The 14,399-nt window shown below is 62.6% G+C and carries 12 protein-coding genes; 5 read left to right on the plus strand and 7 right to left on the minus strand.

Features of this window, described 5'->3' with window-relative positions; genetic code table 11:
- Positions 1–248: 248 nt before the first annotated feature.
- Together J5M57_RS08240 and J5M57_RS08245 are read right to left on the minus strand one after the other, a co-directional pair.
- Entirely contained in the window at positions 249–1,262 is a 1,014-nt protein-coding gene (locus tag J5M57_RS08240; protein WP_207849453.1) for an aldo/keto reductase, read from the minus strand.
- Positions 1,263–1,330: 68 nt separating this feature from the next.
- Entirely contained in the window at positions 1,331–2,230 is a 900-nt protein-coding gene (locus J5M57_RS08245) for a LysR family transcriptional regulator (RefSeq protein ID WP_064587443.1), read from the minus strand.
- A gap of 98 nt (positions 2,231–2,328) precedes the next feature.
- On the opposite strand from J5M57_RS08245, the gene J5M57_RS08250 reads away from it, so the two are divergent.
- Positions 2,329–2,685 carry a hypothetical protein gene (locus tag J5M57_RS08250; RefSeq protein WP_083369185.1) on the plus strand — a complete coding sequence of 119 codons (357 nt, stop codon included), beginning with the start codon at positions 2,329–2,331 and terminating at the stop codon, positions 2,683–2,685.
- 198 nt (positions 2,686–2,883) lie between these two features.
- Here the strand turns inward: J5M57_RS08250 and J5M57_RS08255 are convergent, their stop codons facing one another.
- Positions 2,884–4,194 carry an MFS transporter gene (locus J5M57_RS08255; RefSeq protein ID WP_207849452.1) on the minus strand — a complete coding sequence of 437 codons (1,311 nt, stop codon included), beginning with the start codon at positions 4,192–4,194 and terminating at the stop codon, positions 2,884–2,886.
- 172 nt (positions 4,195–4,366) lie between these two features.
- Here J5M57_RS08255 and J5M57_RS08260 point away from each other — a divergent pair, with 172 nt between their 5' ends.
- The 4 genes from J5M57_RS08260 (at position 4,367) to J5M57_RS08275 (ending at position 10,052) form a co-directional block, all read left to right on the plus strand.
- Positions 4,367–5,485 carry a sugar diacid recognition domain-containing protein gene (locus J5M57_RS08260; RefSeq protein ID WP_207849451.1) on the plus strand — a complete coding sequence of 373 codons (1,119 nt, stop codon included), beginning with the start codon at positions 4,367–4,369 and terminating at the stop codon, positions 5,483–5,485.
- Positions 5,486–5,702: 217 nt separating this feature from the next.
- Complete coding sequence (locus J5M57_RS08265; RefSeq protein ID WP_207849450.1) at positions 5,703–6,845, plus strand: glycerate kinase; 1,143 nt, start codon at positions 5,703–5,705, stop codon at positions 6,843–6,845.
- Positions 6,846–7,197: 352 nt separating this feature from the next.
- Positions 7,198–8,823, plus strand: coding sequence for a methyl-accepting chemotaxis protein (locus J5M57_RS08270; RefSeq protein ID WP_083369181.1), 1,626 nt, complete (start codon positions 7,198–7,200; stop codon positions 8,821–8,823).
- 41 nt (positions 8,824–8,864) lie between these two features.
- Positions 8,865–10,052: a pyridoxal phosphate-dependent aminotransferase gene (locus J5M57_RS08275; RefSeq protein WP_207849449.1), complete on the plus strand. Its 1,188-nt coding sequence runs from the start codon at positions 8,865–8,867 to the stop codon at positions 10,050–10,052.
- A gap of 117 nt (positions 10,053–10,169) precedes the next feature.
- Here J5M57_RS08275 and J5M57_RS08280 read toward each other — a convergent pair whose 3' ends face one another.
- From J5M57_RS08280 to J5M57_RS08295, 4 genes are read right to left on the minus strand one after another with little or no spacing between them, the layout of a single operon-like run.
- On the minus strand, positions 10,170–11,147 hold the full coding sequence (locus J5M57_RS08280) for a D-glycerate dehydrogenase (RefSeq protein WP_207849448.1): 978 nt from the start codon (positions 11,145–11,147) through the stop codon (positions 10,170–10,172).
- 13 nt (positions 11,148–11,160) lie between these two features.
- The gene (locus J5M57_RS08285) at positions 11,161–12,459 is read right to left on the minus strand and encodes an MFS transporter (RefSeq protein WP_207849447.1); all 1,299 of its coding nucleotides are present in this window, start codon (positions 12,457–12,459) and stop codon (positions 11,161–11,163) included.
- 55 nt (positions 12,460–12,514) lie between these two features.
- On the minus strand, positions 12,515–13,534 hold the full coding sequence (locus tag J5M57_RS08290; RefSeq protein WP_207849446.1) for a sugar kinase: 1,020 nt from the start codon (positions 13,532–13,534) through the stop codon (positions 12,515–12,517).
- Positions 13,527–14,309: a TIM barrel protein gene (locus J5M57_RS08295; protein WP_083369176.1), complete on the minus strand. Its 783-nt coding sequence runs from the start codon at positions 14,307–14,309 to the stop codon at positions 13,527–13,529. Before J5M57_RS08295 ends, J5M57_RS08290 begins: the two co-directional genes overlap by 8 nt.
- Between the last annotated feature and the right edge of the window lie 90 nt (positions 14,310–14,399).

Genomic DNA, 14,399 nt, shown 5'->3' on the forward strand with positions numbered 1-14,399 from the left:
GGTGGGTGATCAAACAGGGCGCGCAGGATACGTGGTTTTTGTGCTGAATATTGGCCGAGTGATCAATATTCCCCACATCCTGAAGATAAGCACAAAACCTGTGGGAGCGAGCCTGCTCGCGAAAGCGGTGTGCCAGACAACGCAGATGTTGAATGTGCCGGCCTCTTCGCGAGCAGGCTCGCTCCCACAATGGATTTGTGTTGCCCTCGCAATCTGCTGACGCCACTGATGCCCGGCGTGTGCGGCTTTCAGGCCTGACGCGGTTTACGACCCGACACAAAATGGCTCACATCATTGAACCCCGGTGTCGACGCATGCCCCGGCGTCACCAGCGAATCGATAAACGCTTCATCCTCAGCGGTGATCTGCACCGCCTGCGCCTTGGTGTACGCATCCCATTGTTCCTCAGTGCGCGGGCCGACGATCGCCGAGGTCACTGCGCTGTTGTTCAGCACCCAGGCAATCGCGAACTCGACCATGCCGACCCCGCGGCCTTGGGTGTATTGCTGGATCTGCTGGGCAATGCGCAGCGATTCCACGCGCCATTCGGTTTCCAGAATGCGCTTGTCCTGACGCCCGGCGCGGCTGTTGGCGTCCGGAGTCACGTCCGGCGCGTACTTGCCGCTGAGCACGCCACGGGCCAGCGGGCTGTAAGGCACCACGCCTAGGCCATAGGTTTGCGCGGCGGTGATCTGCTCGGTCTCGGCCTGGCGATTGACGATGTTGTACAGCGGCTGGCTGATCACCGGGCGGTCGACACCGAGCTTGTCAGCGATGCGAATCACCTCGGCAATCCGCCAGCCGCGATAGTTCGACAGGCCCCAGTAACGGATCTTGCCCTGGCGAATCAGGTCGCCAATGGCCGACACCGTGACTTCCAGTGGCGTGTTGTGGTCCTCGCGGTGCAGGTAATAGATGTCGAGATAGTCGGTGCCGAGGCGCGTCAGGCTCGCCTCAAGACCGTTGAAGATGTGCTTGCGGCTCAAGCCGCTGCGGTTCGGCACGCCGTCCGCCGGGCCGAAACCGACCTTGGTCGCCAGCACCCATTCATGTCGATGGCGGGCGATGGCCTCGCCGACGATCTCTTCCGAGCGGCCATTGGTGTAGACGTCAGCGGTGTCGATGAAATTGATGCCTTGATCCCAGGCCTTGTCGATGATGCGCAGCGAATCTGCAGCGCTGGTCTGCTCGCCAAACATCATCGTGCCGAGGGTGAGGGTGGAGACCTGCAACCCCGAGTGCCCCAGTGTGCGATAGCTCATGCCGAAATCCTTTTATCGGTGGGAAAACTCCAATCAAATACCAGAAGCATCCGATGCGGCAAAGTGAATTATCGGCTGAGTAACGCGCAACGCGCCTGCAAGAACGCCTGCAACACCCGAACCCGCTCGGACACCTGCACCCGATGCGGGCAGAGCAGATTGAACGGCACGCTCTCGCCGTGCCAGTCATCGAGCAGTGTCAGCAGGCGTCCGGCGCGTACGTCTTCGGCGACGTCCAGCCACGCCTTGTAGGCGATGCCATGCCCGGCCAGCGCCCAGCGTCGCGCGACTTCGCCGTCATCGCTGAGGTAGTCGCCATGAACTTCGACTTCCAGCGTTTGATCCTCGCGACTGAAGCGCCAGCTGTTGTAAGGCCGACCATTGCGCAGATAGAGCAGGGCGCTGTGCTCGCGCAATTCGCCGGGATGTTGCGGCGTGCCATGCCGGGCCAGGTAGTCCGGGCTGGCGCAGGCGACGCGTCGATGCGCCGGCAGAATCGGCAACGCCACCAACGTCGAATCGCTCGGTACGCCGAAGCGCAGCGCGACATCCACGGTTTCGCGGAACAGATCGGCATGGCGATCGTTGAGCAGCAATTGCAGCTGGATGTTTGGGTGTTCGCGCTTGAAATCGTCCAGCCACGGCAACAACACGTTGCGCCCGAAGTCCGACGGCGCCGCCAGTTGCAGCACACCGCTGAGGCCTTCGCCGTGTTGCTTGAGTGCTTGCTCGCCCTCGGCAAGTGCGCCGAGGGCGATGCGCACGCTATCGAGATAACGCCGTCCTTCTTCGGTCAGGCGCATGCTGCGGGTGGAGCGGGCGAGCAGCCGAATGCCGAGGCGGGTTTCCAGGCGCTTGAGCGCAATGCTGGCCGCCGCCGGGGTCAGTTCCAGGGCGCGGGCAGCGGCAGAGATGCTGCCGGAGTCGGCCACGCGGACGAAGATCTCCAGATCGAGAATCGAGCTCATTGGTAAAAATCCTTTAAAGATCTTTGCGTTTTTGCGGGATTTTTTCGTGATTGGCAAGCGCAGATACTTCAATCAACGAATAACCGCAGGAGACGCCCATGAGCTGGACATTCGATCATCTGGCCTTCAACACCGCTGACGGCCAGAACGTGCAGGAGACTTTCGGCCAGTTGCTCGGGCTGACTCCGGGGCGGCGGCCACCGTTTCCGTTTCCCGGGCGCTGGTTGTATCAGGATGAGCATGCGCTGGTGCATGTGATCGAGCAGCCGACGTTCAGCGAAACCGCGCTGAGCCACATTGCCTTTCGTAGCGACGAGCCGGCACAAAGTGTGTTGCAGCGAGTGCGCGACAGTGGATTGCCGTATCAAGTGGCGCAAGTGCCGGAGGAGGGCATCTGGCAGATCTTTGTGCAGATGCCGGGTGGGCTGGTGATCGAGCTGGATGCATTTGCCTGAACGCAAAAAGATCGCAGCCGGCAACTACAGTACCTGTGGCGAGGGAGCTTGCTCGCGCTCGGCCGCGCAGCGGTCGGAAAACCGCCACGCAGGGTTTGCCTGACACTCCTCATAGTCCGCGTTCAGGTTTGCTTCGCAACCCAGCGGGAGCAAGCTCCCTCGCCACAAATGTGCAAAGCAAAGGATCTTGAAACGTGATTACGCGCGCAACGTGCGCGTCATGCGCAACGCCAGCAAGCTCCCGCCGACAATCACGCCGGCCAGCAGATACAACGCCGCATCCGTCGAGCCGGTGCTGTCCTTGACCCAGCCCACCAGGTACGGGCTGAGGAACCCGGCCATTTGCCCCATCGAGTTGATCAACGCCAGCCCACCGGCCGCCGCGCCCGCGCTCAACATGGCGGTCGGTACCGGCCAGAACATCGGCAGACCGGTCAGCGCGCCCATGGTCGCAATGGTCAGGCCGAGGATGGCGATGGCCGGGTTGGCGGCGAAGTTCACCGCGATCAGCAGACCGAGAGCGCCCATCAGCATCGGTACAACAAGATGCCAGCGACGTTCTTTGCGCAAGTCTGCCGAACGCCCGACCAGCAGCATGAACACCGCCGCCAGCAGGTACGGAATTGCGCTCAACCAGCCGATCACCAGGTTATCGCTGAAACCGAGGTTCTTGATGATCGACGGCAGCCAGAAGTTGATCGCGTACACGCCACTCTGGATGCAGAAGTAGATCAGGCCGAAAGCCCAGATCGCCGGGTTCTTGAACACCGCAATCAGCGAGTCAGAGGTGGTTTTCGGTTTGTTCGCCAGGTCTTCGGCCTGATCGGCTTCGAGCACGGCGCGCTCATGCGCGGTCAACCATTTGGCGTTGGCGAAGCTGTCGCTGAGCAGGAAGTACGCCAGCACACCGAGGATGACCGTCGGAATGCCCTGCAGCAGAAACATCCACTGCCAGCCGGCCAGCCCACCTTGCCCGGCAGCGAAGTGATTGAGGATCCAGCCGGAGAACGGGCTGCCGAGCAGCCCCGAAACCGGGATTGCCGACATGAACAGCGCCATGATCCGTCCACGGCGGAACGTCGGGAACCACTGCGAGAGGTACAGCACCACGCCCGGGAAGAATCCGGCTTCGGCCGCACCGGTGAACAGGCGCAGGGTGTAGAACTGGGTCGGCGTGGTGACGAACAGCAGGCAGGTCGACAGCGTGCCCCAGGTGATCATCATCAGCGCGATCCAGCGCCGTGGACCAAACCTGGTCAGCGCCAGATTGCTCGGTACGCCGCACAGCACGTAGCCGATGAAGAAGATCCCGGCACCGAGGCCATACACGGTTTCGCTGAACTTCAGTGCGTCGAGCATCTGCAGTTTGGCAAAGCCGACGTTGACCCGGTCGAGGTAGTTGAACAGGTAGCAGATGAAGATGAAGGGGATCAAACGCAGGGTGATGCGTTTGTAGACGGCGTTTTTACCGTCATCGATGGTCTGGGTAGCTGCGGCGCTCTGCGACATAGCGGCTCTCTCTTTATTATGATTTTTTGCGATGCACAGGTTAACGTTGATCGCCCTGAGAGTCTCGGCCACCCGTGGCCGGATTGTCTTTGTGCCTGAGCACAGGGTTTGCCGCCAGACCCTGTGCGGGTGAACAACCGTCCGCCGCCGTTGCTTAAGGATTTTGCCGATCATGTTCGAACTCGATCACGACCTCGCTCAGGACATCGTTGACCGGGCCATGGCCATTTTGCCCTACAACGTCAACGTCATGGACAGCCAGGGGCTGATCCTCGGCAGTGGCGAGCCGGAACGCATCAACACCCGTCACGAAGGCGCGCAACTGGTGCTGGCCAACGGGCGGGTGGTGGAGATCGACGCGCAGACCGCGGTGCATCTGAAAGGCGTGCAGCCGGGGATCAACCTGCCGCTGTTGCTTGATCAGCGGTTGATCGGCGTGCTCGGCATTACCGGCGAGCCTGAGCAGTTGCGCACCTACGCCGAACTGGTGCGCATGACCGCCGAAATGCTCGTTGGCCAACGCAACCAGCAGGCCGAGCAGCAATGGCGGCGCCAGCGTTGCGATGACCTGCTGGCCTTGCTGTTGAGCGAAGCGGGGGACTCGCCGCGTCTGGTCGATGAGGCGCAGCAACTGGGTCTCAAGCCTCAACTGACCCGGGTGCCGTACCTGTTCGAACTGGGCCTGGAACATGGCCCGGGGCAAACCGTCGAGGCCTTGAGCGCGTGGTTGACCTCGCGCTACCCGGACAGCTGGTGTGTGAGTTCGGCCAAGTCGTCGCTGCTGTGGTGCCGCCCGGCGAGCCAGACCGTTGAACATGATCGCTTGCTGGAAAAGCTCGATGGCCTCGGCTGGAAGATTCTGCGCATCGCCGTCGGCGGGCAGGCCGACGGGCTGGGCGGATTGCGCCGTTGCTATCGGCGGGTGGGCGATTTGCTCGCCTATGGCCGGGAGGTGTTGCCGCACTCGCGATTGCTGACCCTCCATCGCTATCGCCTGCCGGTGATGCTCTGGCGCCATCGCAACGATGATGCGCTGGACGAATTGCTCAAACCGCTGCGCAAGGTCATCGCCAAGGACGGCAACGGCCAACTGCTCGCGACCCTGCGCAGTTGGTGTGAACACGACGGCCAGAGCCAGGCCTGTGCTGATGCGCTGGGCATTCACCGCAACAGCCTGCGTTACCGGATGGAGCGGATTGCCGAAATCAGCGGGGTGGATCCGCTGCGGCTGGACGGGATGCTGGCGTTGTACCTGGGGGTGCAGTTGTTGCCGCAGACTGATCCGGGCTGAGCGGGCGTTCTCTGAGAGGCCATCGCGAGCAGGCTCACTCCTACACTTGAAATGCGTTCCCCTGTAGGAGTGAGCCTGCTCGCGATAGGGGCGCAACATTCATCCCCAAGGCTTTTGTAGAAATGAACAATAAACGCCCACCCCGCTTGTGCAGCGGACAGGCGTCAATGCGCAGGCCGACTGGCAGCATGAAGGGCATTGGAACTGGAGAATTCGCATGAAGATCGTCATCGCCCCCGATTCGTTCAAGGACAGCCTGAGTGCGCAAGGCGTTGCCGAGGCCATTGCTCTGGGCCTGGCGCAAGTCTGGCCGCACGCCACGCTGGTCAAATGCCCGATGGCCGACGGCGGCGAGGGTACGGTGGAGTCGATTCTCGCCGCCTGCGAGGGCGAACTGCGCCGCACCCGGGTGCGTGGCCCGCTGGGCACATCTGTCGATGCCGCGTGGGGCTGGCTGCCGCACAACCACACCGCGATCATCGAAATGGCCGAGGCCAGTGGCTTGCAATTGGTGCCGCCGGGGCAGCGTGATGCGTGCATCAGCAGCACGTTCGGCACCGGTGAACTGATTCGCGCCGCGCTGGATGCCGGCGCGCAACGGGTGATTCTGGCGATTGGCGGCAGCGCCACCAACGATGGCGGTGCCGGGGCCATGCAGGCACTCGGGGTGAAGCTGCTCGATGCGCAAGGGCAGGCGCTGGTGTCGGGCGGACTGGCATTGGCGCAGCTGGCGCGTCTGGACCTGAGCGCGCTGGACCCGCGTCTGGCCCAAGTGCGTTTCGACATCGCTGCCGACGTCAACAATCCGCTGTGTGGCCCACACGGTGCTTCGGCGATTTTCGGCCCGCAAAAGGGCGCATCACCAGCGCAGGTGCAACAACTGGATCAAGCGCTGGGGCACTTTGCCGAACTGTGCGCAAAAGCGCTGGGCAAGGATGTCCGCGATGAGCCGGGCAGTGGCGCGGCGGGTGGCCTGGGCTTTGCCGCCAAGGCGTTTCTCGGCGCGCAGTTTCAGGCCGGCGTTGAAGTGGTGGCCGAGTTGGTCGGCCTTGCCGAAGCCATCAATGGTGCCGATCTGGTGATCACCGGCGAAGGCCGATTCGACGCGCAGACCTTGCGCGGCAAGACCCCGTTCGGCGTGGCGCGGGTCGCCAAGCAGCACGGTGTGCCGGTGATCGTCATTGCCGGGACGTTGGGCGAGGGTTATCAAGCGCTTTACGAGCATGGCATCGATGCGGCATTTGCCGTGACCAGCGGACCCATGACCCTGGAACAGGCGTGCGCCGAAGCGCCGCGCTTGTTGCGTGAGCGGGCGACGGACATTGCCCGGGTTTGGCAGATGGCCAAACTCGGTATCTGACACGCTGAAAACAGGGTGGCGAGGGAGCTTGCTCCCGCTGGGCTGCGAAGCAGACCCAAAACGTGCCACGCCTATCAACAGTCTCAGCGCATCAGGCGGGTTTACGACGGCTGCGCAGTCGAGCGGGAGCAAGCTCCCTCGCCACAAGAGCAGGAAAAGCTGCAACGCTGTTTCAATGTTGAAACACCTTGAAAAATATTTCTGCTTTACACAAAACCTTCCTAAAGCCCGGTCGATACAGAGATCAGGCGCACACAGATTCCCTCGAACAGTGACGCCGGACTGGCCCCGCCCCAAGGGCCAGTGATGACGGCAAGGACGCTCGCAGCTACCTCTATCCGAGAGTCCAACCATGTCCTTGCGTAACCTGAATATCGCGCCCCGTGCTTTCCTCGGTTTTGCCTTTATCGCCTTGTTGGTGATCGTCCTCGGCGTGTTTGCCGTCAACCGCATGTCGACCATTCGTCAGGCCTCTGTCGACATGGAGACCAACCAACTGCCCAGCGTGACGTACCTTGGCGTGGTGACGGAAAACGTTCTGCGCCTGCGGATTCTGTCGTTCCGGATTCTGGTCAACCGTGACCCTGCCGGTCTGCAAGAAGCGCAAACGCGTATCGGCGTGCTGGTGGACAAGGTGCGCAGCGCCCAGGCGAGCTATGCAGCGCTGCCGGCAGAAGCGGATGAGCGCGCGTTGTATCAGACGTTCGCGGCGACGCTCGACAACTACCTGCAAGCGCAAAACCAGATGATGGAGTTCTCGCGTCAGGACAAGGTCGAGGACATGCGCACGCTGATCAACACGCGCATCAAGGACGGCACTGATCAGATGGGCGAGCAGCTCAACAAGCTGATCGCGATCAACGCGGCGGGTGCGAAAGTCGCCTCCAATCAGGCCGGTGAGCATTACGACAGCGCCATTACCGGTATCGTGATTGTTGCCGTGGTCGCGGCGCTCGCCACCGTGCTGCTGGCGCTGCTGCTGACCCGCAGCATCGTCACCCCGCTGAACCGTGCCGTAGTGGCCGCGCAAACCATCGCCGGTGGCAACTTGACCCAGTCCATCGAAGTCGACGGCAAGGACGAAGCCACGCAACTGCTGCAGGCGCTGGCCACCATGCAGACCAACCTGCGCAAAACCATCGAACAGATCGCAGGCTCGGCCACCCAGTTGGGCGCCGCCGCCGAAGAACTCAGCGCGGTCACCGAAGAAGCCTCCCGTGGTCTGCAACAGCAGAACGACGAAATCGAACAGGCCGCCACGGCGGTCAACGAAATGACCGCCGCCGTGGAAGAAGTGGCACGCAACGCCGTGTCCACCTCCGAAGCGTCGAACCAGTCGACACAGGCTGCCCGCGAAGGTCGCGATCAAGTGGTGAAAACCGTCGACGCGATCCAGACCATGACTCACGACGTGCAGAACACCGCACAAATGATCGAAGGCCTCGCCGCGCAGGGCCGCGACATCGGCAAGGTGCTCGACGTGATTCGTGCCATCGCCGAACAGACCAACCTGCTGGCCCTCAACGCCGCCATTGAAGCGGCACGTGCCGGTGAAGCCGGGCGCGGGTTTGCGGTGGTGGCGGACGAGGTGCGCGCCCTGGCTCATCGCACCGCGCAGTCGACCCAGGAAATCGAAAAAATGGTCGCCGGCATTCAGAACGGCACCGGTGAAGCGGTTTCGTCGATGCAGCAAAGCAACCAGCGCACCCAGACCACCCTGGAAATGGCCCGTGCCGCCGGCGTGGCGCTGGAGCAGATCACCCAGTCGATCCATCAGATCAACGAACGCAACCTGGTGATCGCCAGCGCCTCGGAAGAACAGGCGCAGGTGTCTCGCGAAGTCGATCGCAACCTGGTCAACATCCGCGACCTGGCCACGCAATCGGCCGCCGGGGCTAACCAGACCAGCGCCGCGACCCACGAGCTGTCGCGCCTGGCGGTGGATTTGAACGCCATGGTGGCGCGTTTCGTGATTTGAGATAGGGTGAAGGCTGGAACCCGCGCAATCAGGAGACGTGCATGCGCTATTCAGCCTTGACCCAACGAATCGCCGGGGAGGGAGCAGCGGCCTGGCAGATTCATGACCGAGCGCTGGAGTTACGCGCCGAGGGTGTCGATATCCTGCTGCTGAGCGTGGGTGATCCGGATTTCGACACGCCGCTGCCGATCATCCACGGCGCCATCGACAGCCTGCTGGCCGGCGATACGCATTATTCCGAGGTGCGTGGCCGTTTGGCGCTGCGCAAGCTGATCGCCGCCCGCCACCAGCGGCGCAGCGGTCAGGTGGTGGATGCCGAGCACGTGATCGTGCTGCCCGGCGCGCAATGTGCGGTGTATTCGGTGGCCCAATGCCTGCTGGACCCGGGTGATGAAGTGATCGTCGCCGAGCCGATGTACGTGACTTATGAAGGCGTGTTCGGCGCGTGCGGCGCGACGGTGGTGCCGGTGCCTGTGAAACCGCAGAACGGCTTTCGGGTGGATCCTGCCGATGTTGCCGCGCGCATCACCCCGAAAACCCGCGCGCTGTTGCTCAACAGCCCCAACAATCCTTCCGGCGCGAGCCTTTCCCTGATGATCTGGCAAGAGCTGGCGGCGCTCTGCGTGGGTCACGATTTATGGCTGATCAGCGACGAGGTCTACAGCGATCTGTTGTACGAGGGCGAGCACGTCAGCCCGGCGAGTCTGCCGGGCATGGCCGAACGCACGGCGACCATCAACAGCCTGTCGAAATCCCATGCCATGACCGGTTGGCGAATCGGTTGGTCGATTGGCCCCAAGGCGCTGGCCGAACACTTGGTGAACCTGTCGTTGAGCATGCTCTTCGGCCTGCCGGATTTCGTCCAGAAAGCCGCGCAAGTGGCGCTGGAAAGCGATCTGCCGGAAGTGACGCAAATGCGCGAGGAATACCGTTTGCGCCGGGACCTGGTGTGCGAGCGGTTGCGCGGTTGTCCGGGGTTGCAGCCGATCCGGCCCGATGGCGGGATGTTCGTGATGGTCGATGTGCGCCAGACCGGCTATGGCGCGCAGGCGTTTGCCGAGCGGTTGCTGGAAGGCTACGGGGTGTCGGTGCTGGCGGGGGAGGCGTTCGGGCCGAGTGCGGCGGGGCATATCCGTATCGGGCTGGTGCTGGACCGGGTGAAACTGGCGGATGCCTGTGCGCGGATTGCGTTGTGTGCGGTGCAGCTTTTACAGGCGCGCAGTGCCTGAGAAATGTGTGTTGGCTGAACCGGCCTTATCGCGAGCAGGCTCACTCCTACATTTGGAAAGCATTCCCCTGTAGGAGTGAGCCTGCTCGCGATTACGATTCAACAGACGCAGGAAATCTCAACCCTGCCAGGCAGCTGGATTCACTAGATTCAACGGCTTCTCACCACTCAAGGCCTGCAACAGATTTTCCACCGCACACCGCGCCATCGCCTCGCGCGTCTCATGCGTCGCCGAACCCATGTGCGGGGTCGCCACCACATTGTTCAGCTGCAACAACGGCGAATCATGATTCAACGGCTCACGCTCGAACACATCCAGCCCCGCCGCTCGGATCCGCTGGTGGCGTAGCGAATCGATCAACGCTGCTTCATCGACGACTTTGCCCCGCGAGATATTGATGAAGATGCTTTCCGGGCGCATCAACGCGAACTGTTCGGCGCCGATCAAGCCTTCGGTCTGCGCGGTCAGCGGCAAGGTCAGGCAGATGAAGTCCGCTTGCTTCAACAAATCTTCAAGGCTGCGGTACTGCGCGTCAAAGCGCTCTTCGACCGCCGGTTTTCGCGACTGGCTGTGATAGAGCACCGGCATGCCAAACCCGAAATGCCCACGCTGGGCCAACGCCTCGCCGATGCGGCCCATGCCGATGATGCCCAGAGTCTTGCCGTGCACATCGGTGCCGAAATGCGCCGGGCCGATGTTGCGATGCCACTGGCCGCTGCGCACCATATTCGCCAGCTCGACTACGCGCCGGGCGGTGGCGAGGATCAGCGCGAAACCGGTGTCGGCGGTGGTTTCGGTGAGCACGTCCGGGGTGTTGCTGAGCAGGATCTGGCGCCGGGTCAGGTAGTCGATGTCGTAGTTGTCGACGCCCACCGAGACGCTGGCAATCGCCTGCAGTTGTGGCGCGAGGTCGAGCAGCGCGGCGTCGAGTTTCAGGCTGGCGCCGAGCAGACCGTGGGCACCGGGCAGGGCATCGCGCAGCTTCATCAGGCCATCGGCGTCGAGGCTTTCGATCAGCGTCACTTCACACTGTTGCTGCAGGCGCGTCATCAGCGCCGGCGAGAGTTTCTTGTACAGCACGACATGTTTTTTCATGGGCAGGTTCTCTTCAGGAATGCGCCGGCACGGGACGCGTGGCAGCGGCTTTGGCCACGACGCGGTCACTGGCGCCGGGCTTGAGAAAAATCGTCAGCACCACCGACAGCATCAGCGCGCCGCTCATCAGCAGGTAAGAAGCACCGGGCGAACCGGTGGAGCTGTTCAGGTAACCGACCAGGTACGAGCCGCCAAACGAACCGAGCGCGCCCATGCTGTTGATCAGCGCCATGGCGCCCCCGGCGACGTTGGCCGGCAGGATCTCCGGAACGATGGCGAAGAACGGCCCATAAGGCGCGTACATGCAGGCGCCGGCGATCACCAGCAGCGTGTACGACCACCAGAAATGTTCCGCGCCCAAGGCGTAGGAGCCGTAGAACGCGATGGAGGCGATCAGCAGCGGCGGCCAGACGAAGCGTTTGCGCTTTTGCAGTTTGTCCGAGCCCCATGACACCGCGAGCATGCCGATCACCGCCGCCAGGTACGGCAGCGCCGACAGCCAGCCGGCTTCGATCATGTCCATCTGTGCGCCGGCCTTGAGGATCGACGGCAGCCACAAAACGAAGCCGTAGACGCCGATGCTCCAGCAGAAAAACTGCAGGGCCAGAATGATCACCTTCGGCGAACGGAACGCCTCGGCGTAGTTCTTCACCGCTTTGATCCCGACCTGTTCGGCGGCGAGGGCGCTTTCCAGGTCGTGCTTTTCCTGCTCGCTCAGCCACTTGGCCTGGGCCGGACGATCATCGGCCAGCTTCCACCAGATAAACGCCCAGAGCACCGCCGGCAAGCCTTCGATGATGAACATCCAGCGCCAGCTGAAGTGCTGTACCAGATAGCCCGAGACCACCGACATCCACAGCATGGTGACCGGGTTGCCGAGGATCAGAAAAGTGTTGGCCCGCGAGCGTTCGGCGCGGGTAAACCAGTGACACAGGTAGACCAGCATCGCCGGCATTACTGCAGCTTCGACCACGCCGAGCATGAAGCGAATCACGATCAGCCAGTAGGCGTTGGAAACCACGCCCGTCAGGGTGGCGAGACCGCCCCAGAGGATCAGGCTGAAGAAGATCAGCTTCTTGACGCTGTGCTTCTGCGCGTAAATCGCCCCGGGCACCTGGAAGAAAAAGTAGCCGAGGAAGAACAGCGCCCCGAGCAGCGAAGACAGGCCCGGGGTGATCATCAGGTCGGCAGCCATGCCGGACGCGGCGGCGAAGCCGTAGTTGGCGCGATCCAGATACGCCAGGCTGTAGGTGATGAACACGATGGGCATGATGTACCACCAGCGGCGGGCGGCAAGGGTTGCGGTTTTCATGGTGTTGCTCCTGAGCTTGTTGTTTTTGTCGCAGCAGGTTCAAATTTTGCGGTGATCAGGCGGGCCGTTTCGCGAGCAGGCTCGCTCCCACAGGGGAATGCATTTCAAATGTGGGAGCGAGCCTGCTCGCGAAGGCGGCCTCAAATTCGGCGATGAGTTCTGATCGGGTCGGCAAACCCTCCATATCCCCGCGACTCTGCACCGCCCGACTGCCAATCCAGTTCGCGCGTTGCACCGCCTCGGCGAAGCTCTGATGCTCGAGCAGGGCGCTGATCATGCCGACGGCAAACCCGTCACCCGCACCCACCGTGTCGACCACGTTGGCCACCGGCACCCCGGCGACAAAACCCTGGTCCAGATGCGTGCGGTAGTAGGCACCCTGCGGCCCGAGCTTGATCGCTACGGCTTCGGCACCCTGATCGAGATAAAACGCCGCGATGTCCGCCGGATCTTCAAACCCGGTGAGCAGACGACCTTCGCTCAACCCCGGCAGCACCCAATGGGCGAGGGCGGCGAGGCGGTTGATTTCGCGGATCATCTCTGACTCGCTGGCCCACAGGCTCGGGCGCAGGTTCGGGTCGAACGACACGCTGCGCCCGGCATTGCGCATGCGCGTCATCAGCTCGAACGACAGTTCCCGTGCGGTGGCCGACAGCGCCGGTGGAATCCCGGTGGCGTGCAGGTGACGGGCGCCGAGCAGGCTGGCGCTGATCGATTGTGGCGACAGATGACTGGCCGCCGACCCTCGGCGGTAATACTCGACCTGCGGGTCGCTGCCGTCGTCGTTGCGGGACTTGAACTGGAAACCGGTCGGGTGCTGGTGATCGACGTCGACGTGGCTGCAATCCAGACCCTCCTTGATCAGACTCTCGACCACAAAACGGCCGAGAGAATCGTTACCGACCCGGCTCAGCCACGCCACATTGAAGCCCAGCCGCGACAGGCCGATCGCCACGTTACTGTCGGCGCCGGCAATGCGCCGGTGGAAGTGGGCGACTTCGGCCAGATCACCGGTCTGCTCGGCGACCAGCATCGCCATGGTTTCGCCGAACGACAGAATATCGATGTCAGACATGGGCAGGCTCCAGACGCGATTGGCCAAGGCGGGCGAGGGCGGCGACGTGCTCGGTGGTCAGCGCCACCAGGTCATCGCCCTGCAACGGGTACTCGGCGGCGCGCATAACGCCTTGGGCCATGTGCCGCAGCAGTTGTTCCCACAAATGCAGGTCGCTGACGGCCGGCGGCACGGCGACCAGTTTGCCGTCGGCACGGCGGGCCACAGCTTTGCAGTGCACATAACCGACGTGCCGTCCGAGCAGGCGGGCGGCGTTGGTGGCGGACTGGTCCTGCCACTGCCAGTTGCCGATGTCGAAGGTCATTTTGACCGGCAGGTTGTGCTGCTCGACGGCGGCGAAAAAGCGCTGGAACGGCTCGATGCGGCCGCCGTGCAGGGTCTGGTCGTTTTCCACCAGCAGCTGCACCGGACTGTTGCCGAGCAGTTGTTTCAGCACCTGCAAATCACAGTTGTCGGTGAAATAGCCGAGGGAGACTTTCAACCATTTCGAGCCGAACGCCTCTGCGTGTTGCAGGGCGGTGATCAGTTCGGGGTTAGGCCGTGCCTGACCGGCGAGCCACAGTTCGCTCGGCGAGGAATAGATGCTTTGCAGGCCCTGCGCCTGGGTGGCGGCCTGCAGTTGCGCGGGCACTTCGCGGGTCAGCAATTCTTCGCGCCACTCGATCCGATCGGCGCCGGCAGCGGCCAGCACGTCGATGAAGAAGTCCTGCCCGCGTTGGCGCACAAGCTCGGCGCCGTAGCTGGACAGACTGATGGAAACGGCAGGTTTATTCATTGTTCTCTACCTCTGAAACCGGTTTCATTTTTGTTCAAAAAAAATCTGATGGACCTTTGTCGGGCGTTCGGGCGCCATCGCGAGCAGGCT

The sequence above is a fragment of the Pseudomonas sp. 86_A genome (genome assembly GCF_017491705.1).
Classification (GTDB): domain Bacteria; phylum Pseudomonadota; class Gammaproteobacteria; order Pseudomonadales; family Pseudomonadaceae; genus Aquipseudomonas; species Aquipseudomonas koreensis.

Coding starts and splice junctions, on each gene's coding strand:
- J5M57_RS08270 (WP_083369181.1), top strand. CDS start 7,198: ATGTCCTTGCGTAACCTGAATATCGCGCCCCGTGCTTTCCTCGGTTTT.
- J5M57_RS08265 (WP_207849450.1), top strand. CDS start 5,703: ATGAAGATCGTCATCGCCCCCGATTCGTTCAAGGACAGCCTGAGTGCG.
- J5M57_RS08275 (WP_207849449.1), top strand. CDS start 8,865: ATGCGCTATTCAGCCTTGACCCAACGAATCGCCGGGGAGGGAGCAGCG.
- J5M57_RS08280 (WP_207849448.1), bottom strand. CDS start 11,147: ATGAAAAAACATGTCGTGCTGTACAAGAAACTCTCGCCGGCGCTGATG.
- J5M57_RS08295 (WP_083369176.1), bottom strand. CDS start 14,309: ATGAATAAACCTGCCGTTTCCATCAGTCTGTCCAGCTACGGCGCCGAG.
- J5M57_RS08260 (WP_207849451.1), top strand. CDS start 4,367: ATGTTCGAACTCGATCACGACCTCGCTCAGGACATCGTTGACCGGGCC.
- J5M57_RS08250 (WP_083369185.1), top strand. CDS start 2,329: ATGAGCTGGACATTCGATCATCTGGCCTTCAACACCGCTGACGGCCAG.
- J5M57_RS08255 (WP_207849452.1), bottom strand. CDS start 4,194: ATGTCGCAGAGCGCCGCAGCTACCCAGACCATCGATGACGGTAAAAAC.
- J5M57_RS08285 (WP_207849447.1), bottom strand. CDS start 12,459: ATGAAAACCGCAACCCTTGCCGCCCGCCGCTGGTGGTACATCATGCCC.
- J5M57_RS08245 (WP_064587443.1), bottom strand. CDS start 2,230: ATGAGCTCGATTCTCGATCTGGAGATCTTCGTCCGCGTGGCCGACTCC.
- J5M57_RS08240 (WP_207849453.1), bottom strand. CDS start 1,262: ATGAGCTATCGCACACTGGGGCACTCGGGGTTGCAGGTCTCCACCCTC.
- J5M57_RS08290 (WP_207849446.1), bottom strand. CDS start 13,534: ATGTCTGACATCGATATTCTGTCGTTCGGCGAAACCATGGCGATGCTG.